This window comes from Streptomyces sp. CBMA156, assembly GCF_014596515.1.
Lineage (GTDB): Bacteria > Actinomycetota > Actinomycetes > Streptomycetales > Streptomycetaceae > Kitasatospora.
Window position 1 is genome coordinate 26050 of the sequence record NZ_MSJQ01000277.1, and the last position, 21843, is coordinate 47892.

General features: G+C 71.3%; 23 protein-coding genes and 1 pseudogene. 10 read left to right on the forward strand and 14 right to left on the reverse strand.

What is annotated here, in order from left to right:
- Positions 1-15: 15 nt before the first annotated feature.
- The 7 genes from ureG to BU198_RS23455 form a co-directional block, all read right to left on the reverse strand.
- Positions 16-636, reverse strand: a complete 621-nt coding sequence (gene ureG / locus BU198_RS23425; protein WP_188298832.1) for an urease accessory protein UreG — start codon at positions 634-636, stop codon at positions 16-18.
- Positions 637-739: 103 nt separating this feature from the next.
- Positions 740-1480, reverse strand: a complete 741-nt coding sequence (locus BU198_RS23430) for an urease accessory protein UreF (RefSeq protein ID WP_188298833.1) — start codon at positions 1478-1480, stop codon at positions 740-742.
- Positions 1481-1483: 3 nt separating this feature from the next.
- Positions 1484-3208 carry an urease subunit alpha gene (gene ureC, locus BU198_RS23435; protein WP_188298834.1) on the reverse strand — a complete coding sequence of 575 codons (1725 nt, stop codon included), beginning with the start codon at positions 3206-3208 and terminating at the stop codon, positions 1484-1486.
- Between the two features lies 1 nt (position 3209).
- Positions 3210-3635, reverse strand: coding sequence for an urease subunit beta (locus tag BU198_RS23440; protein ID WP_188298835.1), 426 nt, complete (start codon positions 3633-3635; stop codon positions 3210-3212).
- On the reverse strand, positions 3632-4537 hold the full coding sequence (locus tag BU198_RS23445; protein ID WP_188298836.1) for a sirohydrochlorin chelatase: 906 nt from the start codon (positions 4535-4537) through the stop codon (positions 3632-3634). Before BU198_RS23445 ends, BU198_RS23440 begins: the two co-directional genes overlap by 4 nt.
- Positions 4538-4539: 2 nt before the next feature.
- The gene (locus tag BU198_RS23450) at positions 4540-4845 is read right to left on the reverse strand and encodes an urease subunit gamma (protein ID WP_188298837.1); all 306 of its coding nucleotides are present in this window, start codon (positions 4843-4845) and stop codon (positions 4540-4542) included.
- Positions 4846-4911: 66 nt separating this feature from the next.
- Complete coding sequence (locus BU198_RS23455) at positions 4912-5886, reverse strand: urea transporter (protein WP_188298838.1); 975 nt, start codon at positions 5884-5886, stop codon at positions 4912-4914.
- A gap of 178 nt (positions 5887-6064) precedes the next feature.
- Here BU198_RS23455 and BU198_RS23460 point away from each other — a divergent pair, with 178 nt between their 5' ends.
- Entirely contained in the window at positions 6065-6565 is a 501-nt protein-coding gene (locus BU198_RS23460; RefSeq protein WP_188298839.1) for a fluoride efflux transporter FluC, read from the forward strand.
- Positions 6555-6932 (forward strand): fluoride efflux transporter FluC, encoded by a 378-nt coding sequence (locus BU198_RS23465; protein ID WP_188298840.1) that lies wholly within the window; start codon positions 6555-6557, stop codon positions 6930-6932. Before BU198_RS23460 ends, BU198_RS23465 begins: the two co-directional genes overlap by 11 nt.
- Before the next feature lie 34 nt (positions 6933-6966).
- Here the strand turns inward: BU198_RS23465 and BU198_RS42435 are convergent.
- A pseudogene (locus BU198_RS42435) lies at positions 6967-7077 on the reverse strand (IS630 family transposase); the annotation flags it as partial.
- 121 nt (positions 7078-7198) lie between these two features.
- Between BU198_RS42435 and BU198_RS23470 the strand changes: the two are divergent.
- Positions 7199-7396, forward strand: coding sequence for a hypothetical protein (locus BU198_RS23470; protein WP_188298841.1), 198 nt, complete (start codon positions 7199-7201; stop codon positions 7394-7396).
- 56 nt (positions 7397-7452) lie between these two features.
- Here BU198_RS23470 and BU198_RS23475 read toward each other — a convergent pair whose 3' ends face one another.
- The 3 genes from BU198_RS23475 to BU198_RS23485 all read right to left on the reverse strand — a co-directional run bounded on the left by BU198_RS23475 (position 7453) and on the right by BU198_RS23485 (position 10213).
- Positions 7453-7668, reverse strand: coding sequence for a hypothetical protein (locus tag BU198_RS23475; protein WP_188298842.1), 216 nt, complete (start codon positions 7666-7668; stop codon positions 7453-7455).
- 65 nt (positions 7669-7733) lie between these two features.
- Entirely contained in the window at positions 7734-8939 is a 1206-nt protein-coding gene (locus BU198_RS23480) for a serine hydrolase domain-containing protein (RefSeq protein ID WP_188298843.1), read from the reverse strand.
- Between the two features lie 836 nt (positions 8940-9775).
- A complete protein-coding gene (locus BU198_RS23485) occupies positions 9776-10213 on the reverse strand; it encodes a hypothetical protein (protein ID WP_188298844.1) in 438 nt (145 codons plus the stop codon).
- A gap of 971 nt (positions 10214-11184) precedes the next feature.
- Here BU198_RS23485 and BU198_RS23490 point away from each other — a divergent pair.
- From BU198_RS23490 to BU198_RS23500, 3 genes are all read left to right on the forward strand, one after another.
- Positions 11185-12762 carry an RICIN domain-containing protein gene (locus tag BU198_RS23490; protein ID WP_188298845.1) on the forward strand — a complete coding sequence of 526 codons (1578 nt, stop codon included), beginning with the start codon at positions 11185-11187 and terminating at the stop codon, positions 12760-12762.
- A gap of 59 nt (positions 12763-12821) precedes the next feature.
- Positions 12822-13073, forward strand: coding sequence for a hypothetical protein (locus BU198_RS23495; RefSeq protein WP_188298846.1), 252 nt, complete (start codon positions 12822-12824; stop codon positions 13071-13073).
- Between the two features lie 590 nt (positions 13074-13663).
- Positions 13664-14020 (forward strand): beta/gamma crystallin domain-containing protein, encoded by a 357-nt coding sequence (locus BU198_RS23500; protein ID WP_188298847.1) that lies wholly within the window; start codon positions 13664-13666, stop codon positions 14018-14020.
- Positions 14021-14327: 307 nt separating this feature from the next.
- Here the strand turns inward: BU198_RS23500 and BU198_RS23505 are convergent, their stop codons facing one another.
- Complete coding sequence (locus BU198_RS23505) at positions 14328-15182, reverse strand: hypothetical protein (RefSeq protein WP_188298848.1); 855 nt, start codon at positions 15180-15182, stop codon at positions 14328-14330.
- A gap of 569 nt (positions 15183-15751) precedes the next feature.
- On the opposite strand from BU198_RS23505, the gene BU198_RS23510 reads away from it, so the two are divergent.
- On the forward strand, positions 15752-16018 hold the full coding sequence (locus BU198_RS23510; RefSeq protein ID WP_188298849.1) for a DUF5302 domain-containing protein: 267 nt from the start codon (positions 15752-15754) through the stop codon (positions 16016-16018).
- Between the two features lie 286 nt (positions 16019-16304).
- Here BU198_RS23510 and BU198_RS23515 read toward each other — a convergent pair whose 3' ends face one another.
- A complete protein-coding gene (locus BU198_RS23515) occupies positions 16305-17048 on the reverse strand; it encodes a response regulator (RefSeq protein WP_188298850.1) in 744 nt (247 codons plus the stop codon).
- A complete protein-coding gene (locus tag BU198_RS23520) occupies positions 17045-18172 on the reverse strand; it encodes a histidine kinase (protein WP_188298851.1) in 1128 nt (375 codons plus the stop codon). Before BU198_RS23520 ends, BU198_RS23515 begins: the two co-directional genes overlap by 4 nt.
- A gap of 167 nt (positions 18173-18339) precedes the next feature.
- On the opposite strand from BU198_RS23520, the gene BU198_RS23525 reads away from it, so the two are divergent.
- The 3 genes from BU198_RS23525 to BU198_RS23535 all read left to right on the forward strand — a co-directional run bounded on the left by BU198_RS23525 (position 18340) and on the right by BU198_RS23535 (position 21842).
- On the forward strand, positions 18340-19530 hold the full coding sequence (locus tag BU198_RS23525) for an alpha/beta hydrolase family protein (protein ID WP_188298852.1): 1191 nt from the start codon (positions 18340-18342) through the stop codon (positions 19528-19530).
- A gap of 318 nt (positions 19531-19848) precedes the next feature.
- Positions 19849-20412 carry a toll/interleukin-1 receptor domain-containing protein gene (locus BU198_RS23530; RefSeq protein ID WP_317620280.1) on the forward strand — a complete coding sequence of 188 codons (564 nt, stop codon included), beginning with the start codon at positions 19849-19851 and terminating at the stop codon, positions 20410-20412.
- Positions 20409-21842 carry a TIR domain-containing protein gene (locus BU198_RS23535; protein ID WP_188298854.1) on the forward strand — a complete coding sequence of 478 codons (1434 nt, stop codon included), beginning with the start codon at positions 20409-20411 and terminating at the stop codon, positions 21840-21842. The genes BU198_RS23530 and BU198_RS23535 overlap by 4 nt, the downstream gene beginning before the upstream one ends.
- Position 21843 lies beyond the last annotated feature (1 nt).

Sequence of the window (21843 nt, forward strand, 5' to 3'; positions counted from 1 at the left end):
GGGCGGAGGTCATGGTCAGATCAGCGCCTTGCGGCGGGCGCTGAGGAACGCGGCGAGCTCGTCGATGCCGGTGCCGTCGAGCGAGTTGGTGAGGATGACGGGCTTGCCGTCGCGGACCTTGTGGGCGTCGGACTCCATCACCGCGATGTCGGTGCGGACGTACCGGGCGATGTCGATCTTGTTGATGACGAGCAGGTCGGACTCGGTGATGCCGGGGCCGCGCTTGCGGGGCATCTTCTCGCCCTCGGCGGTGTCCAGCACGAAGACGAACACGTCGGCCAGCACCGGGCTGAAGGTCAGTGTCAGGTTGTCGCCGCCGGACTCGTACAGCAGGGTGTCGACCTCGGGGAAGCGTTCCAGCAGTTCGGCGCCGGCGGCAAGGTTCATCGTCGGGTCGTCGCGGACAGCGGTGTGCGGGCAGGCACCGGTCTCCACGCCGACCACCAGTTCGGGGTCGAGGACGCCGGCCAGGGTGCGGCGGACGTGCTGGGCGTCCTCCTGCGTGTAGATGTCGTTGGTGATCACGGCGGGGCGGTGGCCGCGGGCGATCAGCACCGGCACCAGCGCCTCGATCAGCGCGGTCTTGCCGGATCCCACCGGGCCGCCGATGCCGATCCGCAGGACGTTGTCATCCACAGGTGTTCCTTCTCTCTGGTTGCCGATCGGTTGGGAGGTCGGTTCCGGGTCCGTACCTGCCCGGCCGGTGGTGGGACGGGTACGGTCCGGGCGCGGCGTGCCGTCAGCTGGCGAACAGCCTGGCGTCGGCGCGCTCGTGGCGGCCGGACATGATGTCGGAGGCGGGCGCACCGGCGCCGAGGTCGGCCTCCGGACGGGCGAGGGCCGCGCGGACGGTCTCCTCGATGACGGGGGCGGCGCCGTGCAGCAGCACCTGGGCCTTGCGGTGGTCGGTCAGCCGCAGCCGCAGCGCGGCGCCGGCGAAGCTGGCACTGAAAGCGAACAGGTCGGCCGCGACGGCCTGTTCGACCGGGACGCCGGCGGCGGCCTGGACGATTCCGGCGGCGACGGCCTGGCAGCCGGGGGCCCGGCGGTCGGTGACCAGCCGCAGGTAGTCGGCGATCGGCGGCCGGCCGAAGACCTCGGCGGCGAGGTCGAGCAGCTGCCGCCCGGTGCGGGTGGCGGCCTGCCGGTTCTCGCGGCCCAGCTTGGCCGCGTGCAGCCGCCGGTCGACCCGCAGGGCGTCCGACAGCACTCCTGTGGTGACGGCCCGGTGGGCGAGTGCGAGGGCGGTGGCGTCGGACGGGCCGACGCCGTGCCTGAGCAGGTCGGCGAGCAGCGCGGGCAGGGTGTCGGGGGTGACGGCCCCGGCCTGGGCGTAGCCCTCCAGGCTGTGCGAGAGGGTGTAGAAGCCGCTGGGGAAGGCGGAGTCGGTGAGTTGCAGGCTGACCAGCAGGGCGGCCAGTCCCCCGGGCCGGGACTCGGGGGACCCGCTGCCCGGATGAGCGTCCGGGCCGTGGAACATCCGCTACACCGCGAAGTAGAGCTGGTTGAGCGGCAGGGTCTGGGCGGGTTCGATGGTGGCGACCTCACCGTCCAGGGTGACCTTGAAGGTCTCCGGGTCGACCTTGACCTTCGGCAGCGCGTTGTTGCGGACCATGTTGTGCTTGCCGATCACCCGGGTACCGCGCACCGGCAGGACCCGGCGCTGGAGGCCGAGTTCCCCGGGGACGCCGGCGGCGATCCCGGCCTGTGACATGAAGGTGACGTGGGTGGCCTGCTGGGCGCGGCCGAACTGGCCGAACATCGGCCGGTAGAGCACCGGTTGGGGGGTGGGAAGGGAGGCGTTCGGGTCGCCCATCCGGGACCAGGAGATGATCCCCCCCTTGATGATCATCGTGGGTTTGGCGGCGAAGGAGTGGATCGGCCAGAGCACGATGTCGGCGAGCTTGCCGGCCTCCAGCGAGCCGATGTGGTCGGAGATGCCGGTGGCGATGGCCGGGTTGATGGTGACCTTGGCCAGGTAGCGCAGCACCCGCTGGTTGTCGTTGCGGGTGCTGTCGCCGTCCAGCGGGCCGCGCTTGTCCTTGCAGTGGTGGGCGATCTGGAAGCAGCGGGTGACGGACTCGCCGACCCGGCCCATCGCCTGCGAGTCGGAGGAGATGATGCTGATCACGCCGAGGTCGTGCAGCACGGTCTCGGCGGCGATGGTCTCGGCCCGGACCCGGGAGTCGGCGAAGGAGACGTCCTCCGGGATGCCGGGGTTGAGGTGGTGGCAGACCATCACCATGTCCAGCAGCTCGTCCACCGAGTTGACGGTGTAGGGCAGCGTCGGGTTGGTGGAGGACGGCAGGATGTTGGGCTCGCCGGTGACCCGCAGGATGTCGGGGGCGTGGCCGCCGCCCGCGCCCTCGGAGTGAAAGGTGTGGATGGTGCGGCCGTCGATCGCGGAACGGGTGTCCTCGAAGAACCCGGACTCGTTGAGGCTGTCGGTGTGGATCGCGATCTGCACGTCGTGCCGGTCGGCGACGTTCAGCGCGTTGTCGATGACGGCGGGGGTGGCGCCCCAGTCCTCGTGCACCTTCAGTGCGCAGGCGCCGGCCGCGATCTGTTCGTCCAGCGCGGCGGGCAGGCTGCCGTTGCCCTTGCCCATGATGCCGATGTTGACCGGTACCTCCTCGCACGCCTGGAGGAGACGGGCGATGTTGAACGGGCCGGGGGTGCAGGTGGTGCCGTTGGTGCCGTCGGAGGGGCCGGTGCCGCCGCCGATCAGGGTGGTGATGCCGTTGGTCAGCGCATGCTGGGCCTGCTGCGGGGAGATCAGGTGGACGTGGGTGTCGATCGCGCCGGCGGTGGCGATCAGGTGCTCGCCGGAGATCGCCTCGGTACCGGGGCCGACCACCAGGTCCGGGTGCACGTTGTTCTGGGTCTGCGGGTTGCCGGACTTGCCGATGCCTGCGATGAAGCCGCCCTTGATCCCGATGTCGCACTTGACGATGCCGATCACCGGGTCGATCACCACCACGTTGGTGATCACGGTGTCCAGCGCGCCCTGGGCGGCGGTGGCCTGCGGGTCGGAGCCCATGCCGTCGCGCATGGTCTTGCCGCCCCCGTAGACGACCTCGTCGCCGTACAGGCCCTCGCTGTAGTCCTTCTCCACCTCCACGACCAGGTTGGTGTCGGCGAGCTGGAACCGGTCGCCGACGGTCGGGCCGAACATGTCGGTGTACTGCTTGCGGGACAGGATCGGCATGTCAGTTGGCACCCTTCTGCTTCGCGTTCCCCGCGGAATCCTCGGTGGCGGAGCTTTCCTCGGCTCCCTGGAAACCGTCGGCGTAGGCCTTGCGGAAGGCCTCCACCCGGGCGGTGGTGGAGACCACCGAGCCGTTCAGCAGGCCGCTGAAGCCGACCAGCCGGCCGGTGCCGCCGTACTCGCACAGCTCGACCTCGCGGGTGCCGCCGGGCTCGATCCGCACCGAGGTGCCGGCCGGGATGTTCAGGTGCATGCCGAGCGTCTTGTCGCGGTCGAACCGCAGCGCCGAGTTGACCTCGAAGAAGTGGTAGTGCGAACCGACCTGGACCGCGCGGTCGCCGGTGTTGACCACCTCGACCTTGACGGTGCGCCGGCCCGCGTTGATCTCGATGTCGCCGTCACCGTACAGATATGTACCGAATGTCACTGGGGACTCCTTGCGCACGCCGCCACGAGGGGGCGGATCGGCGGGGGCGAGTGGGTGTGATGCGCTTGGGGGGTGTGATCGTGGGAGTGACTGCCTCCCGGGCCGTGGTGATGGTCCGCACCAGGCCCGTGGCTGTGGTCGTGCCCGTGGTCGTGGTCGCCTCCGGGCCCGTGGCTGTGGCTCAGCCCGTGCCGCCCGGCAGCGGTCAGCGCGGCGGCCAGGCCGTCCTCACCGCTCTCGTGCAGCCGCCGGACGGCGGTCGTGGCCCGGGCGGAGAGCACGGCGGCGAGCGCGGCGGGGCTGAGCAGCGGCCCGGTGTCCAGCACGGTGGTGCGGGCGGGGGCGGGCGGCGGGACGGGCGGCAGGAAGGACGCGGAGAGCACCGCGACCTGCCCGGTGCCGAGCAGCACGCAGCGCCGCAGACCCTCCGCCGGGTCGGGGTCGCCGCCGAGCAGCGCGCACTCCACCACCCGGTGCCGCCCGTACCGCCGCACCAGGTGGGCAACCCGGTACAGCTCGGCGTCCTGGTAAGGGTCGCCACCGGGGGCGGTGAGCAGCAGTGCGGCCTCGGCGTGGACGGTCGAGGCGGCGGCGCGCAGCCAGCCGACCAGGTGCCCGGCGTCGCCGAAGGGTTCGGCGACGGCCACGGGGGCGTCGCGGCGCCCCTCGGACGGCAGGGCGCGGACGGTGCGAGCGGCGTCGGCGACCAGTTCGGGGTCGCGGCCGAGTGTCATCGGAACGACGACGGTCTCCTGTCCGGAGGGCCGGGCCGCCAACGCCCGGTAGAGTTCGCGGCCGCCGGTGACCACGGTGGTGTCCGGCCCGGCGAGCTGTCGCAGCGCCGTCCCGTCGCCCGCTTCGTGGCCGCGGACCGCGAGGATGTGGACCCGGGTGCCAGGCACCCTCAGCCGCCGATGGGGTCGTGCACGGAGACCAGCTTGGTGCCGTCGACGAACGAGGCCTCGACCTGGAGCAGCGGCAGCATCTGCCGCACCCCGTCCATGCAGGCGTCGGGGCCGAGGACGTGTCGGCCGAGCTCCATGCAGTCGGCGACCGACTTGCCGTCCCGGGCGGCTTCCAGGATGGCTTCGGTGATCAGGGCGACCGCTTCGCTGTAGTTCAGCTTGAGGCCGCGGCCCTGGCGTTTGCGGGCCAGGTCCGCGACCACGTAGACGACCAGTTTGTCGATCTCGCGGGGCGCGAGGTTCATTGGCGGGTGCCTTCCTCAAGTGGGGACGTGAAGGGGAAGAGGGAGGGGGCTGTGGGCCGGCCGTGGTCAGGCGGCTCGGCGCAGGCGCGGAAGCAGCGGGACCGCGGCCATCAGCGCCCAGGTGGTGAGGATGAACGGCCAGGTGAAGGTGTGGCCGTGGAAGGGTTTGAAGAGCGAGGTGATCCCTGCGGTCAGCCCGGTGGAGAGCATCGCGCCGAACAGCGCGTAGCCCGCGTTCCAGGCCGTGTCGGCGAGGAACACGGCGCCGACCGCGATGCCGACCAGGACGGCGTTGTAGCCGTAGATGCCGTTGGCGATCTGCTCGGTGGGCGCGCCGAGCGCCCAGGCCGCGACGATGCCGGCGATCGACCCGGACACGGCGCCGAGCAGCACCCGCACGCCCGCGCAGGCCAGGCCGACCAGCATGATCAGGCCGACGTACCAGCTGTTCACCAGGAAGACCTGCGAGACGTTGGTGAAGAAGGCGTGCCACAGGTCCGACCAGGTGACAGCGGTGTCGCCGACGGTGGGCTCGACCTGCCCGGGAGGTCCGTGCCAGATCCGGGCGAAGGAGGGGGCTCCCAGCACCATCACCCCGGAGACCACACAGAACGGCGCGGTCAGGGCCGTCAGTCCGTAGGGCTTGGCCAGGACGGCGATCGCCGAGGTCAGAATGGTGCACACCACTCCGCCGACCACGGTGAGGACGTACGTGGCGGGATGGTGGCCGAGCGAGCCGACCAGCGCGATGCCGGTGAGGCAGCCCGAATAGCCCTGCAGGCCCTTGGCGATGGAGCCGCGGTCGACGCCGAACGCGTACGCGGCGGCGGTGGAGACGAGCGTCCCGAGGGTGGCGAACAGGCCGACCTTCCAGCCGGCCGCCCAGAGCGCGGCCAGGATGAACGCGCCGGTGAGCAGCTGGGGCTGCAGGTCGACCTGGCCGACACCGCGCAACGAGGCGACCAGGTAGGCCAGCGGTTCTCGGTCCCAGTGACGGCTGGTCGTGCCCCGCGCGGCGTCAGCATTGTCACCATCTGTCACGTTTTCTCCTGAATATCACAGGAACGCCGGATGATGTGAAATACGCTGTTGCGCATGGTTTTTCCCGGCAGTCATGTTTAGCCGAGCCGGTTACCCACGGGCACACCGTGATCCTCCGTATGCAGCAGGTTTCGCCTGAACAGCTCACGTCCGTCCACGAAGGAAAGGTGTGCTTCCGGTGACCAACCCCTACTTCGACCCACAGCACCATCCGGCCCGCCCGCCGGGCCACGCCCATTCCGAGCACGCCCCGGGCCGGCAGCCGCCGGTGGTGCTGGCAGTGGCGGTGGGCGGCGCGTTCGGCGCCGGCGCCCGCTACGGGATCGAGCGGCTCTGGCCGACCTCCGGGACGGAGTTCCCGTGGCCGATCCTGTGCATCAACGCGGTGGGCTGCCTGGCGATGGGCGCCCTGATGACGGTGCTGGCGGACCGCTTCCCCCGGCAGAAGAGGATCGTCGGCGCGCTGCTCGGCACCGGCTTCCTCGGCGGGTTCACCACCTTCTCCCACTACACGGACAACATCCGGCTCCTGGTCCGCGGCGACGCCTACGGCACCGCGGTCGGCTACCTGCTGCTGACCGTGGCGGCGGCGCTGTCCGGCGTCACCTTCGGCGTGCTCGCCGCCCGCGCGGCGGTCGGCGTCCCGGCGCACCAGCGGGAGGCCGCCGGTGCTCACTGACTGGCTGCTCGTGCTGGCCGGCGGCCTGATCGGCGCGCCGACCCGCTACCTGACCGGGGTGGCGGTCAAGTCCCGGGTGCACAGCCCGTTCCCGTACGGGACGCTGGCCGCCAACGCCGCTGCCTGCCTGCTGCTCGGCTTCCTCTCCGAGACGGCCCTTCGCGGCCACCTGGGCGCCCACGCGGAACTGCTGCTGGCGACCGGCTTCTGCGGGGCGCTGTCCACTTGGTCGACCTTCTCCTACGAGGCGTTCACCCTGGCCTCCACCCGGCGGATCGCCCTCTCCGGCCTCTACGTGACCGTCTCGGTGCTGCTCGGCACGGCGCTGTCCTTCGCGGGCGCGGGCATCGCGGGCGCGATCCAGTGACCGCTCGATCGACGTGGCCGGGCGTGGTCGGCGGCAACATCGCCCGCCGGTAACGCACCGTGTCCGTACTGCCTCGGCGCACGATCCGCTGTAACTGCTGACCCTCCTGGTCCGTGAGCCTGCGAGCCCTGGCCGGCTCCGCCACCGGGCCCCCTCCCGAGCTGGACGTCTCGCGACATCCAGCCGGCCGAGGGCCCTGCGGCGCCGACCCGGTGAACCTATGCGGTCACAGCACCAGGACATGTCGTCCAAGGAGTCATGCCCACATGAGAAGTGCGGCGAGGGTGGTCGCCGGCGGGCTGCCCGTCCTGGTGATGGGCGAGCGAATCGCGCTGGTCACGGTCTGCGCGCTCGCCGCCGCGATGCCTGGCACAGTGCCGAACGAGGTGGAGCGCGAGTTGCCCGCCCTGGCCGCCACGATGGAGGCCGCCACCGATGCAGGCACCGCGGCGGGCCCGCCCTAGGTTCGCTCCGACTACGGCTGCGCCGCCTCGGGGTCCGGGTGCGGATCGCCGCGGGGTCAGTTCCGGTCGTCCGGTACTGCGGGGGCGGCCAGGCCGCCGGGCCCGAGCCGACGGCGGGCGGCCGGCACTGCGGGCGCCTCGGCGGCGGGCGGCTCCAGGAACGGGGCCCGCTCGACCGCGAGCAGCCGGGCCCCGCCGGACGGCTGGACGGGGATGTCGGTGGCGGGCTCGGAGAAGGGCTGCCACATCGGGCGGCGGTGGTCGGAGTTCATGATCAGCAGTCTCGCATCCCCAGCCCGGCTCAGGGCCCGATCCGGCGATCGCTCGTCCGGACCGTTCAGCGAGGGCCGCAGAAGACGGCGTCGAGGAACTTGAGGCCCGCCGTGTTCTGCGCCGTCTGCTCGGCGTCGTCGCCCCGCGGGGTGTAGGACAGCGCGACCTGGCGGTCGGCGGTACCCCACAGCTGGGTGGTGAAGCCGAACGTCCCGCCGTTGTGGCCCAGCACGGTGGTGCAGGAGAGCTGGGCCCGCGCCAGCCCCATCCCGTAGTCGAGTTCGTGCGAGCCCGGCACGGTTTCGAGCATCGTGGTCATCTCGCGCTGCTCCGCCGGACGCAGCAGCTTCCCGTGGAGCAGCGCCTGGTCGAACCTGATCAGGTCATCGGTGGTGGAGATCATCTCTCCGGCGGCGCCGGCCCAGGTGGGGTTCTGGTCGGTGACGTCGATGTCGGTCTTCGTGACGTTCCCGGTGCCGGCGCCGTCCACGGTGGTCCAGTAGCTGTGGGCGTGCGGGCCGGGGATCGTGGTGGAGAGGCCGGGAACGGTGGTCTTGGTCATCCCGAGCGGGCGCAGGATGCGCCGGCTGACCTCCTGTCCGTAGGGGTGGCCGGTGACCTGCTCGATGATCAGGCCGAGGATGTCGAAGTTGGTGTTGGAGTAGCCCCACTGGGTGCCGGGCGCGAAGTACGGGGCGTTGGAGACGGACGCGGTGACCAGTTGGCGCGCGGTGAACGTACGGTTCAGGCCGCCTTGAGCCAGCCAGCTCCGGAAGACGGCCGGGTCGTTGAGGTCGGGAAAGATGTCGGTGCCGTCGTTGGTGGCGTCGAACAGGCCCGTACGCTGGTTGAGCAGTTGGCGGACGGTGATGTTCTGCCCGTTGGGAACCAGCCCCGGCAGGTGGCTCGACACCGGGTCCTCCAGGCCGATCCGGCGCTCGCCGACCAGTTGCAGCACCGTGGTGGCGGTGAACGTCTTGGTGACACTGCCGATGCGGAACCGGCCGTCACCACGGACGGGTGTCCGGCCGACCAGGTCGGTCACCCCCGTGACGCCCCGCCACCGCCGGTCGCCGTCGTTCACCTCGGCGATCGCGGACACCGCCTTGGCGTCGGTCAGTCCCTTGAGGGCGAGTTGCAGCGGACCGCCGTGCGAGCGGGCCGACGAGGCTTCGGAGTCCTCGGCTCCGGCCGCGACGGCGGAGGCCGGTGACACGGACACCGCCAGACAGAAGGATGCGATCAGGGCACAGGCCAGACGACGAGACATGGGTCTTCCTTTCACTCGGGCGAACAGGAGTCCGCCACAAGTCAGCCTGTCAGCACCGCCACTGAGGGAGCGTCACTCCGGATGAGGACCCGTCGATCCCTCGACAGGCTTACGGAATCGCCACATCAGGGCACCTGAGAGGTACGCGGGAGGTCGGCTCGACGGCCGTACCCCGCCGACATGGCATGGCACGGGCGCCAACAGAGCCGCCGAGGCGCCGCCCGGTTCAGGGGTTCCGTCCGCCGCTGCCGTCCGACGGCTCACCGCCCCGCGAGCGGTGCCGCCGCAGGAACCGGACCAGCAGGGCGACGGCGAGGCATCGTCACCGACACCGACGGCCAGGCCCTCACCTTCCCCAGCACCGTCACCCACACCATCCCCGCCCGCTGGCTGCGCCCGCCCGGCGAGCAGTTGGAACTCCACCCGGAGTCCGAACGCTTCCACCGGGCGGCGGTGTGCCGGGAGGCGGACGGGATGACGCCGGCCGAGATCGGCCTGGCGGCCGGGCGGGCGCTGGAGCAGCTCCAGCCGGTTGTAGTGCAGGCGCAGGATCGCCTCCCGTTCGGCTGCGGCCTCTTCGAGGGGCCGCGGCGCGGGCTGGGCCCGCCGGGCGCGGTCGACCATGGCCGGGAGAGGTCGGGCCCGAAGGCGTCCAGCCCCCAAGTCGTGCAGCATGGCTGTCAGATGACCGGGTCCGTGCCCGACGTCGGCTACCCGCAGGTTCCCCGTGTCACGCACGAGCTCGGCGAGGGTGCAGATCATGTTCCGTGCGAACGGCCGCGTCTCCAACCGACTGGCTTGATCTTTAACGTCGGGGTTCGGCCGATGGCTTCGGGTCAGGTCCGCTTGCGGCTCGCGATCTCGTCAGAGAGGTGCTGCACGTGGGCGGGGTCCGCGTCCCGGGCAAGGGCGACGTAGTGGTCCATGACGGCCGGCCGGTAGCGCACGGGGAACGTCTGTCCCGGGGCGAGTCGGGTGAGCTCGGTGATCGTGAGGTCTTCGTCGGCGATACCGCGGAACGAGATGCCGTCGGCGGTCTCCACGTCGAACATCAGGACCACGCGTGGATTGCTGTTGACCTCCCGCCAGTCGACGAGAACGCCGAGCGCAAGCGCCCCCGTACGCAGTTCCGCGTTGCGCTTCCGTGCGTCACTGCTCAGGAGCGGGTTCGGGGCGACGCCCGGGAAGTCGGGCCCGACGCCGAGCGATTCCCGACTCAGGTCGGGCCTGAGTTGCGCCATCAGATCGTTGAGCTTCTTCTTCGAACCGAACATCCTGGCCCCTCCCTCACACCGGTGCCGGGATCTCGGCCTGGCGCTTCGCCTTCACCGCGATTGTACGTCGCGGCCAGAGCGGCGCGGTGGCGTTCGCGGTGCTGCCGGGCGTGGTCGGCGGCGCTGGTCGCCGGCGCACTGCTGTCCGGCACGGTGCCGCCCCCGTTCCTCGCGACCGCCCGCCAGGAACTCACCGCGCTCACCGTCGCCGCCCCGGACCCGATGACCGGCTACTCCCGGGCCGCCTTCTCCATCTGGGCCACCCCAGCCCGACCACTGCACCACCCGCCAGGACGTCCTCGCCCACGACGGCCAGAACGTCGTCGACGGGGTAGGCCCAGGGGGCGGGCAGGACGATGGCGAGGATGAGGCCATATGTCCGGGTGCTCTCAGGCCGGGTCCACATCAGGATCGCGACGCACCAGGTGGGCCTTCTTCCCCCGGGCCCACTGGCGCTGGTCGTGGGCGACGCGGGTGTCCGGGTTGCCCAGCGCCGCACAGGAAGTCGACCCGCCGGCTTCCTGCGAGCTCGGCGGCGGAGTGCGGGTCCGGGGTCGACCGGCGGGAAGCGGCGACGCTCGTGAGCCGTCTGCGAAGTGACGATGACTCAATTCGGGATGCAGGATGGGCTGTTGACTTGAAGCACCTCTGGCACCTGACCAGAACCAGTCAAAGCATGGCCGGTTGTGACCGCCGAGCGGGGAAAAACGGAATATGACACTCCCTTCGTGATTGAGCTGTGTAGATTCCTGCTCGGTTCGGGCGACGGTGCAAGCCGCCACCCGCCCACGGGAGTTCCTTCACAACCGGCGCGGACGGCGCCTCGCAAGCCGCACCCGCCTCCCGTACGCCCTACCGCGAACGGAACCGTGCACCGACCATGGGCACGCGAACCGTGACCGACAGCGGCCGAACGCCCGCATCCGTATCGATGCCCGGTCGCGGTCGGCGGCCTCACCGAGAGGACCTCGATGGCCATACCCCTGCGCACCCGCCTGACCCGACGGCTCGCCGCCCTCGGCACGACGCTGCTCGCCGTGCTCGCCGTCGTCCCGCTCGCGGCGGCCCCCGCCTCGGCGGTCGCCGCGAGCCCGATCTGTCTGAGCGGCACCTTCCAGTACGACTACCAGAACGCGGAGGAGGGCCCGGCCAAGCCCACCCGGACGAAGCCCGTCCGCAACGCCAACGTCGAGCTGTGGGGCAGCGAGAAGGCCGGCGACACCCCGCACGCACTCGGCGGCTACGACCTCACCGCGGTGTCCGACGGCGGCTTCAACCTCTGTTACACCCCCACGACCACCACGACGATGAACAGCATGTGGGTGCGGTTCTACTCCGAGAGCACCAGCATGTGGAGGGTCCTGTCCATGGACGTGCCCTCCTACCGGTACACCGTCGACTCGCCGGTCCGGCAGAACCTCTCCGCGAGCACCTCCCTCGGCGTCATCAAGCCCCCGGCCCAGACCTCCCGGGCCTGGCACGTCCTCGACACCCTCAACCTCCTGTGGTGGGGCCGCAGCAACCCGGTCAGCGACTGCTGGAGCGCCCGCGAGCCGAACAGCAACTCCTGCACCGAGCTCACCGTCTTCTGGAACCCCGACTCGACCAGCGGGCCGGTGTACAACCTCGACAACAGCATCAGCCTCTCCGCCGCCGACCCCGACTCCGAACACATCGTCCTGCACGAGGGCGGCCACTTCCTGATGGACCGCCTCTACGGCGGCATACCGCCCGAGGGCATCTGCACCCCGACGTACATCTGGGCGGCCAGCAACCGCTCCTGCGCCTGGGTCGAGGGCTTCGCCAGCGCCGTCGCCGCCTACCTGCTCGGCGACAACCGCTACGTGTGGTCGAACGGGAGCAGCACCGAATTCACCTACGGCAGCGGCTGGGACATCGGCGACGCGGTCTCCGGCAACGTCGCCGGTTCGCTGCTCGACCTGTGGCGGAAGGTCGACCAGGGCTGGCAGGGGACCGCCAAGGTGATGCTCGACCACACGTCGTCCACGTTCGCCGACCACTACAAGACCGTCCGCCCCGCCGCCGTCCCGCCCCTCGCCACCACCGGCGCGGCGCTCGACCTGCTGGCCAAACACACCATCTACTACGGGCCCCTGCCCGTCGGCGACGGCCGGCCCCACTTCCTCTCCAACGGTGGCAACCTCGTGCTGTCGCACCAGGGCGGCGGTTGCACGGTGCTCCCCAACAGCTACGCCTCCATCTACGACAAGAGCCCGTCCGACCTCGGGCAGCAGTGGCGGCTGGACGCCAACGCGGACGGCACAGTGCGCATCCACGACGGCTGCAACCCCTCCCTCTCCCTGACGTCCAGCGGCTACCCGAGCTACCGGGTCACGGTGAGGCCGTCCGACCCGCAGTCCGCGTCCCAGAAATGGCGGGTCGCCCGGAACGACGACGGCAGCCTGAAGATCACCGACCCGAACACCGGCTACGTCCTCGACACTCCCAGCAACCAGTCCGGCATGGGCGCGACGCTCACGGCGCCCTCCGCGACCAGCGCCACCCAGCGCTGGACCACCCGCGACTGACCCGACGTCCACCGCTCGCGGAGCGGACCGGGAAACGCTCCCTGCCAGTCGGAGCAGCGGTGTGGAGCGCGGCCGAGCGCCAGGCCTACGCCAACGACCTCGACGAACCGCGTTCCCTCCTCGCGGTCCACGACAGCGCCAATCAGTCCACAGCGGACCGGGACCCGGCCCAGTGGATGCCCCCGGCTGCCCGCGCGACCTGCCGCTACATCTCCGACTGGGGCACCGTGAAGACCCGGTGGGGCCTGAGCACCGACCCCGCCGAACACGCCGCGATCCAGCGCATCGCCGCCACCTGTGAAAACCCGTGATCACCGTCACCCACGCCCGCTGACCACAGCACCGGGGACTGGCCCCGCTGCGCGCCCAGTCGCTCCTGCACTGACCCACCGCCCCGGGTGGTTCCGCGGCGCCGCCAGGAGCCTCACCGCCCCGGCGGCGCCGGGCCCGAGCGGCGATCCACCGCGTCAGGGGGTGTCGCCGGCCCAGCCCCAACGGGACGGGTCGACGGGGCACAGCCTCGCGCCGCTGGGAAGACTGGCCTGCCCCGGTGCCCTAATGGCCGAGTCGGCCTCCGCGTAGTCCCTTTTCTGGCCACGTGGCCCCGAGCACTGGCCCGGCGCGTTCGGTGGTCCCACGATCTCCCCATGTCAGAACGGCCGACAGGTGGCCTTCGGTCGACGTTCCGGCCACCCGGCCCCGGAACCTCTCGGGCCACACCAGAACAAAGCACCCCACGCCTTGCGGAAATCCCGCATGGAAATGGCCTGGAACACGTTGGGTCAAGGCGTGTTTGATTGACCCTCATAAAAGTAGCCTGGATACTGATTGGGCACGACGCAACAGAAATCCGTTGCACAGCTGAATTCGATTCATAATTTCATCTGACTGGGGAGGATACATGTTCTCGAGCGCGAAGAAGGTCGTGGGTTCGATGGCCGTGGCCTTCGCCGCGGCGGCCACGCTCACCGTGGCCGTGCCGTCCGGCAGTGCCTTCGCCATCGACCACATCCCGTGTGACGGAAGCCGCAATGACTTCCTCAAGATCTGGTCGCACCTCGACGGCCGTGACAGCGTCGACTGCTACGCGAACGGCGGGACGATCGGCTTCGGCGGGTGGTGGGTCGACCGGATCTCCACGGGAAACAACGACCTGGTCTACTCCGACGACAACGGCGACTCGGTGAGGGTCAACCGCTGGACCGACATCTCGTACCCGAACCGCCCGCCGAAGGTCAACTCCATCCGGATCCTCTGAAGAACCGGCGGAGCGGGCCCCGCACGGAATTCTCCCGGCCACGTCGCCACAAGTCCCGTCGCCTGGGTCGCCGTCGAATTTTTCCGTGACGTGAATTCGCTCCAGCCCGGCTCATCGGTGCCGGCCATGCCCCCCTGGCATGGCCGGCACCGGTCTGTGGCGCCGCGGCCTGCCAGACCTGGTGCCTGCCGCCTCTTGGCGGAGGTGCCCGGCATCTCGGCGGCCTCGCGCAGGGCGGTGGCCGGTCCGGCCTGGCCCCAGGGGCCGACCGAGTCCCTGAGTCGGCGGCAGCCGCCGACTCAGGCGCTCACAGACGCTTGTCCTCGGGCGGGCTCTGGGGCAGGTGCATCTCGTCATGGCGTGCCTGTATGCGAGCGATCACGCGCTCCTGTCCCAGCTTCTTCGCTTGGCGGAGCTTGGCTTCGGCGACGAACACGGGAGCCCAGAACAACCAGCCCCACAGGCTGAAGTCCAGCAGTCCACTCCACACCAGCGCCTTGTTCGTGCCGAACGATGCCACGAACGTCAGCACGTACGCTTCGACCCGGTGCGCGAGGAGCAGGCGTAGTGGTGCGTTCCGGGCCCCCTGCAACAGCTCCACCGCCGCGGCGAGTTCAGCGGCCCGGAGGTCTTCACCTGTCTCCTCGCCGGACTCGCCGGACTCGCCACGAGCGGCTCGCCGTAGCGCGTCAGTCACCAGCACGCTCTGCTCCGCTTTGACCGCCTGCTGAGCCTGCCCTTGAGCGGCGGCTACGTTCAGGTCGTCCCAATAGCCCCGTCCGGCCCAGCCCGTCGCATCATCGACCCGCTCGCGCTCGGCTGACCCGGGCGGGGCCAGCTCTTCGATCTTTTCCCGCAGAGCCACAACACGGCGCGCCCGCCCCGGGTATTCGAAAGAGTCCGAGCGAAGGCACAGCTCCAGGTACGACATCAGGAGTCCGAGATCGTCCGCTGCCAGCGCGAGGCCAGCACGATATGCGGCCTCAGCCTCGCGATCATGGTCGTCCTCGTCCGCTGCGGCGTGTGCCTGTCCGAGCCAGCGGAAGAGGACCGGATCGGGTCCGCACTCCTTGAGCCCCGCCTGTGCCGCGGCTCTCACAGCCTCATAGCCACCCACGGCGAAGAGCTCCGAGCATCTCTCCACGTACTGCTGCCGTTCCACGTTCCCACCCCAGCCGTCCGAAGCAAGCACCTCGGCACCGCTCTCAACCACCGCTTGATCACGAACGCCACGTCAATTGTGCACCCGGCAGCCGAAGCCACTTCTCGACGCCTGCCCCACCCCGCTCACCTGCTGTGACCCAGCACGCTGCTCGTCGCCGACAGAGCTACTCGACGTGCGGTTCTCCGGCCGGGCCGGCGCGGCAACTGTCGCTGAATCGGCGAGGTGTCCGACGGAAGGGCGATCGTCGAGCGCGCACGTTGTCGACGGCTCCCGTCTCCTCGACGACCGGCAGAGGAGCGATCGCCTTCAGCAACCACACCGAGGTCGTCTCCCCACCGCCCGGTGCGCGCCGGGGGTGGTGTGGGGGCGGGCGAGACAACCTGGCCCTGCCCCGTCGGCCGCCGACGCTCGGCGATGTCGGGCAGCGACTGCCGGAAGTCCGCCACCGATGGCGACCGGGGTCAGCAGCCGAAAGCTCTCGGGACGCACTGGTAGGCCGGGCCGGTTGTGGGACATGACATGGTGTCCCATGAAGGCATCAGCCCCATCCCACCAGGAGGTCCTGTATGAGCAGCGACGCAGCGTCACCCGAGAACCCCGAGAACTCCGAGAACTCCGAGAACTCCGAGGGGCCGGAGGCCGGCCCGGCCGTCGAGGCTCCCGCGGAGGCCGCCCAGGGCGACGTCAAGGCCCGGTTCCTCGCCGCGCTGGAGCGCAAGCACGGCGCCAAGGGCGGGGGCACGGCCGGCGGCCCGAACGGCGATTCGAAGATCCACGGCGCGCACGCCGCGGCAGGGGGTAAGCGCAGCTTCCGCCGCAAGAGCGGCGGCTGACCGCACTGGTGCGCAACGAAGCGGCCGGGCCTCGGCGGGGCGGGCGGCCGCGGGCCGGCGGGACGGACGGGTTCCGGTTCTGCCGTTGCCCGGTGGCTGCGGTGCCAGGAGCGGTGGTGGTGACGCTGCCACCTCCGGTGGGCGGCCACGGCCCGGCGGTGCGGGGGTGGTGCGGGCCGCGCGTCGGGTGGCACGGGCTTCGGCTTGGTGGTCGGTGAGCTGCACCCGGTTGCCGCCCCGTCCGGTACGTCGCGGTCGTCGAAGTAGCGGAGACCGTGCGCGGGGTCTACGCACCGCCGGGTGGGTCCCCTTCGGGGCTGTCGTCCCGGCCGGTGGGGTGTGGGCCTGTGGGCGGGGGGTTCCCGCCTGCGGTGACCAGGCCCGTCTCATAGGCGATGACGACCATCTGGGCCCGGTCGTGGGCGTGGAGCTTGGCCAGCAGCCGCCGGACGTGTGTCTTGACGGTCGCGATGCTCAGCCCCAGGTGCTCGGCGATCGCGTGGTTGGGCAGTCCCCTGGCCACCAGGCGGAGGACTTCCCGTTCCCGTGGGGTCACGCCCGCCAGCTCCGGGGTGAGTCGCGGGCTCTGCTCGTGGCGTCCGGCGAACTCGCGGATCAGGCGGCGGGTGACCGCGGGCGCGAGCAGGGCGTCGCCGGAGGCGACCACCCGCAGGGCTGTCAGCAGGTCGGCGGGGAGGATGTCCTTCAGGAGGAATCCGCTGGCTCCGCCGCGCAGTGCCGCGTACACGTACTCGTCCAGGTCGAACGTGGTGAGGACCAGCACGCGGGTGCCGACGGCGTCCGGATCCGCGCAGATGCGCCGGGTGGCCTCCAGACCGTCCATGCCCGGCATCCGGATGTCCATCAGCACGACGTCGGGCCGCAGCCGCAGGGCGAGTTCGACGGCCTGCTCGCCGCCGGCGGCCTCGCCCGCGACGGTGAGGTCCGGCACGCTCTCGATGAGCAGGCGGAAGCCCGCCCGCAACAGCGCCTGGTTGTCGGCGATGAGGACCCGGACCGGCCGGTTCACCGTGCCGTCTCCGGTCCGCAGGGCAGCCGCGCATGCACCCGGAACCCGCCCGTCGCCAGGGGGCCGGCGGAGAGGGTCCCGCCGCACATGGCCGCTCGCTCCCGCATCCCGACGAGTCCGTGCCCGCCGCCAGGACGCCGGGACGGGAGCCGCGACGGCGCGTCGTTGACGACCTCGATCTCGACCGCCTCGGGACCCGTCCGGGACAGGTTCACCCGGCAGTCCGCCGATCCCGCGTGCCTGACGACGTTGGTGAGGGCTTCCTGAACGATCCGGTAGACCACCAGTTCCACACCCGGGGGCAGCGGTGGATCCGGGTCGACGGACAGCTCCACGCGCGGGCCCGCGCCGGCCGCGAGCGCGGGCAGGTCCGCCAGACCGGGGGCGGGCCCCGACTCGGTTCCGTCACCGGGTGACCGCAGAACGCCGAGCATGCGGCGCATCTCGGTGAGCGCCGTCCGGCCCGCCGTCCCGACCAGTGCGAGGGTGCGCTCGGCCTCCTGCGGGTTGGTGGAGGCCACCGCACGGGCCACCTCGGCCCGTACCGCGATGACCGTCAGATGATGGGCCACCACGTCGTGGAGCTCGCGGGCGATCCGCAGGCGCTCGTCCGTCACGGCCTGTCGGGCGGCGAGTTCCGCGTACGACCGCTGCTCTCTCAGCGCGGTGCCCACCAGCCAGGGCAGGGTCATCATCAACGACGCGAAGACGACGCCACCCGCGGCCCCGGAGGCCGGGACCGGTCGCGGTGCGAGGGTCATGGCCGCCGTGACGGCGCCCAGCGAGCAGCCGAGCGCCGTCGCGGACCGGCGCCGCGGTTCCCGCGCCGCGACCGTGTACAGGGCGGCCCCGACCGGGACCCAGGACTCCTCCCATCCGGTGAACGCCATGGCGAGGACCGCTCCGGCCAGGACCGTGTACAGGACCCGGACGGGTCGTCTGCGCCGCACCGCGATCGGCAGCCAGACCACCGCCGCCACGGCTCCCGCGAACCAGCCACCGCTCCGCGTCTCGCTCGCGCCGAACGCCAGGGCGAGGAGCACGGCCGCGACCGTGTCCACGCCGTGCCACTGTCCGTCCCGCAGACGTCCGGCCACCAGCGGCCGTGACTCCCCATCGCCCATGCCGGCCACGCTATCGAAGCGGGCCCCGGGGCCTGTCAGCCCGGAGGACGTCATCTCTCAGGCTGAGTCATCCGCGTGGCTGATGCCCGTCGTACCCTCCTGGGCTGACACCGGGTTCCTCCCCGGGGGCGAAGCCGTCGGGCTCGTCGGACGGAACAGTGGAACGCATGAATCGGAGAACACTGCTGTCCTCGTGCGCCGGACTGACCGCCGCCATGGCCCTGGGTCCGCTCGCGCCGCCGGCCGTCGCGCTCCCGGGGCAGGAGGAACCCGTGCGGTTCCAGTTGCCCGCCCCGAACGGGCCGTACCCGGTGGGTACGGTCGCGCTGCACCTGGCCGACACCGCGCGGCCGGACCCCTGGGTGCCCTCCCGCCCCTGCCGTGAGCTGATGATCAGCATCTGGTACCCCGCCCGCGGCGGCGCGGCCCGCCCCGCTGCTCCCTGGATGCCTCCGGCGGCGGCCGACCGGTACCTGAGCCTCCTCGGCCTGCCTCCCGGCCGGGTACAACTGGGAGACACCCACGGCCACGAGGGCGCTCCCGTCGGCGGCCCACCGGGCCTCCTGCCGGTCGTGCTCTACTCCCCCGGCGCCAACGCGTCACGGTCGTTCGGCACCGGCGTCGTGGAAGACCTCGCCAGTCACGGCTTCCTGGTGGTCACCGTCGACCACACCTACGACGCCGTCGTCGTCGAGTTCCCCGGTGGACGCGTCGAGACGAACCCGCTGGGCAGGATCAGCGACTACGCCAAGGCCCTCGCCGTCCGCACCGCCGACATCCGCTTCGTCCTGGACCGGCTCGCCGTCCTCCACGCTGGTGGCCACCCCGGCGTCTGCCGCACCCCGCTGCCCACAGGCCTGCGCGGGGCGCTCGACCTGCGGCGCGTCGGGATGCTCGGCCACTCCCTGGGCGGCGCCACCACCGCCGCGACGATGCTCACCGACGGGCGGATCACCGCGGGAGCGAGCCTGGACGGGGGCGCGGCGGGCCCGGTGGTGGACGCCGGGCTCGACCGTCCGTTCCTGGTCGTGGACACCCCGGGCAAGGGCGGCATGGAGAGCAACCCCGCCCTGCGCGCGTTCTGGTCGCACCTGCGCGGCTGGCGCCTGCATCTGACCGTACGGGGAGCCGCGCACGAGTCGTTCGGCGACGATGCGCTGATCCTGCCGCTGATCGCCCCTCTCCTGGGCATGTCGGCGCCCGATCTGGAGGACGAGGTCGGGACGATTCCCGGGCACCGGGCACAGGCGTTCCAACGTGCCTACCCGCGGGCCTTCTTCGACCTCCACCTCCGCGACCGGGGGCGGCTGCTCGACAGTCCCTCCCCCGACTTCCCCGAGGTCGACTACGCCCGGTGAACGCCTCGGCGGCGGCCCGGCCGGCGTCGCGGTCGCCGACCGAGGCCGCGGTGACCGCCGCCCGCACCGCCACACCGCCGCACCGTCCAGGGCCGGCACGGCGACCACCGGTTCCAGGGTGGAGGGCGACCGGGGGCACCTCCGAACGGTGTGATCGTACGTCAGACATATCGGCCAACAGCCCAGCGAGGCTGGCCCGTTGCGACCTCGCCAGCCGTCACCAGATCGGTGGATACCTCTGAAGAAGCTCAGCAATGAGGCGAAAGCACCGGCGGCTCCGGGAGCAGCGGCTACCCTCCGGATATGGGGTCATGGGAAGTGGCGATCGCCGTCTCCGGCGCGGCCGCCGCCTTGTTCACAGCCGGGGCCACCGTGCTCTCGACCGGAATCGACGTGCGTGAGCGGCTGTCACGGTTACGTCGTCCTCCGGATGCCCCGCCGGCGGTGGAGCCCGCCGCCGAACCCGGCGACACGTACGACGCGTTCGTCTCCTACGCCGAGGCGGACACCGAGGCGGCGCAGACCCTGGCCACCCGGTTGCGGGGCGAAGGGCTGCGGGTCTTTCTGGCCGAGTGGATCGGCCCGGGGCTGGTGGAGAGCCTGGAGAAGGAAGCGGCCCTGCGCGTCACGGCCAACGGGATCCTGCTCTTCAGCAGCGCGACGATGAACGACGCCGCGATCCGCGACGAGTACGCGGTGCTGCTCCAGCGTGTGCACAGCGGTGGACAGCGGTTCATCCCTGTGCTCGTGGAGGACGTGGAACTGCCGCCCTTCGCCAGGATCCGCCGGCCCGCGGACCTGCGGAATCCCGGCAGCGCACCCTACGACGTGAGCCTCGCCGCGCTGGTGCGAGCGGTACGGCCACGGGGCGAAGCCGTATGACCCGCGTGTTCCTCTGCTACGCCAGGGAGGACGCCGGCTGGGCGAGAACGCTGGCGGCCCGTCTCGGACAGAGTGCCCTGACCGTCCTCTTCGACGAGTGGGACGTGCTGCCCGGTGACGTGGGCGTGCACCGCACCGAGGCCGCCATCGAGGACGCCGGGTGCGCCCTGGTCGTCATCGGCCCGGCCTCCCACACCTCGTCCTGGGCCCGCGAGGAGTACGCGGCCCTGGTCACGGCCGGAGCGTCGCGGCAGCTGCGGCTCATTCCGCTGCTGATCGGGGACGCCCCTCTCCCGCCCCTGGCCGCGAGCCGGGTCTGGCGCGACTTCAGGACCCTGGACGGCGCCGACTACGAGCGGAAGGTCGACGAACTCGTCGCCGCCATCCGCGGCGAGACCGTCCGCCACGGTCCCGGCGGATCCGTCGCACCGGGACACCCGGAGAACATCGCGGCGGCCCAGCCGTCGCCGCCCCGGCCCCTCGTGCCGCCCGACCGGCCCGCCGTCGTCCTCTGCTACGACAAGGCCGACACGTCGTACGCCCACGCGCTCGCCGACCAGGTGAGAGGAGCCGGACTGCGGGTCTGGTCGGTCGCGGACCTGAAGGCCGGGGACTCGCATGTCTGGGTGAGGCGCCAGCAGTTGGGCTTCGCGACGGCCGTGATCGTCCTGATGTCACCGCATTCCCAGGACTCCGACGACATCACGGACATGATCCTGGAAGCGATGCACCACCAGCGCCCCTTCTTCCCGGTCCTGCTGGACGGGCAGCGCAACTACCTTCTGGCACACTCCTGGTACATCGACGCCCGGGACGGCCGGCTGCTGAGCCCGGAGGAACTCGTCCGGCTGCGGGACATCGACTCCGCTTCCCGCGACGGCAGTTCGCCGGACGAGATGTCCTCCCTGTTCCCGGCTCCGCTCCAGCACCCTGCGGTGCGGACGGTGCGGGTGCCGGCGGCCGTCTCCCTCGGACGCCTCGACGGCTATCTCGCCGAACGCAACTTCGCACACGCGGATCTCCAGACCACCACCATCGTGCTGGAGGCGGCCGGCCGCCTCGACGAGGGCTGGCTGGGCACCCGCCACGCGCGCCGGATCCCCACCGAGGTCCTGGCCCGCGTCGACGGCATATGGGCCGACCACACGCATGGACGGCAGGGCTGGAGCGCCCAGGCGGCACGGGCCGCCGTACGCGGCAACCGGCACGCGGACTTCCTCGCGCTGTCGGTGGCCTGTGGCTGGCGGAGCTCCGCCGACGCGCTGGTGCCGCGGTTCTACCCCGAATTGACGGAGCGGGCGGGGCACGGTCCCCGCGCCGCGTACTACCCGACGCTGCGCAATCCGCAGAACGAGCCGTTCAACCACTGGTACGACGAGTGGACCTCCACGGTTCTGGCCGTGCATCTGCGCAGAGGGGACAGGAGGTGAG

Bases quoted from the DNA above. Each gene is read 5' to 3' on its own strand.
- BU198_RS23520 (WP_188298851.1), bottom strand. From the start codon at position 18,172: ATGGGCGATGGGGAGTCACGGCCGCTGGTGGCCGGACGTCTGCGGGAC.
- ureC (WP_188298834.1), bottom strand. From the start codon at position 3,208: ATGCCGATCCTGTCCCGCAAGCAGTACACCGACATGTTCGGCCCGACC.
- BU198_RS23450 (WP_188298837.1), bottom strand. From the start codon at position 4,845: ATGAACCTCGCGCCCCGCGAGATCGACAAACTGGTCGTCTACGTGGTC.
- BU198_RS23485 (WP_188298844.1), bottom strand. From the start codon at position 10,213: ATGTTCGGTTCGAAGAAGAAGCTCAACGATCTGATGGCGCAACTCAGG.
- BU198_RS23535 (WP_188298854.1), top strand. From the start codon at position 20,409: ATGACCCGCGTGTTCCTCTGCTACGCCAGGGAGGACGCCGGCTGGGCG.
- BU198_RS23510 (WP_188298849.1), top strand. From the start codon at position 15,752: ATGAGCAGCGACGCAGCGTCACCCGAGAACCCCGAGAACTCCGAGAAC.
- BU198_RS23480 (WP_188298843.1), bottom strand. From the start codon at position 8,939: ATGTCTCGTCGTCTGGCCTGTGCCCTGATCGCATCCTTCTGTCTGGCG.
- BU198_RS23470 (WP_188298841.1), top strand. From the start codon at position 7,199: ATGAGAAGTGCGGCGAGGGTGGTCGCCGGCGGGCTGCCCGTCCTGGTG.
- BU198_RS23500 (WP_188298847.1), top strand. From the start codon at position 13,664: ATGTTCTCGAGCGCGAAGAAGGTCGTGGGTTCGATGGCCGTGGCCTTC.
- BU198_RS23490 (WP_188298845.1), top strand. From the start codon at position 11,185: ATGGCCATACCCCTGCGCACCCGCCTGACCCGACGGCTCGCCGCCCTC.
- BU198_RS23525 (WP_188298852.1), top strand. From the start codon at position 18,340: ATGAATCGGAGAACACTGCTGTCCTCGTGCGCCGGACTGACCGCCGCC.
- BU198_RS23430 (WP_188298833.1), bottom strand. From the start codon at position 1,480: ATGTTCCACGGCCCGGACGCTCATCCGGGCAGCGGGTCCCCCGAGTCC.
- BU198_RS23475 (WP_188298842.1), bottom strand. From the start codon at position 7,668: ATGAACTCCGACCACCGCCGCCCGATGTGGCAGCCCTTCTCCGAGCCC.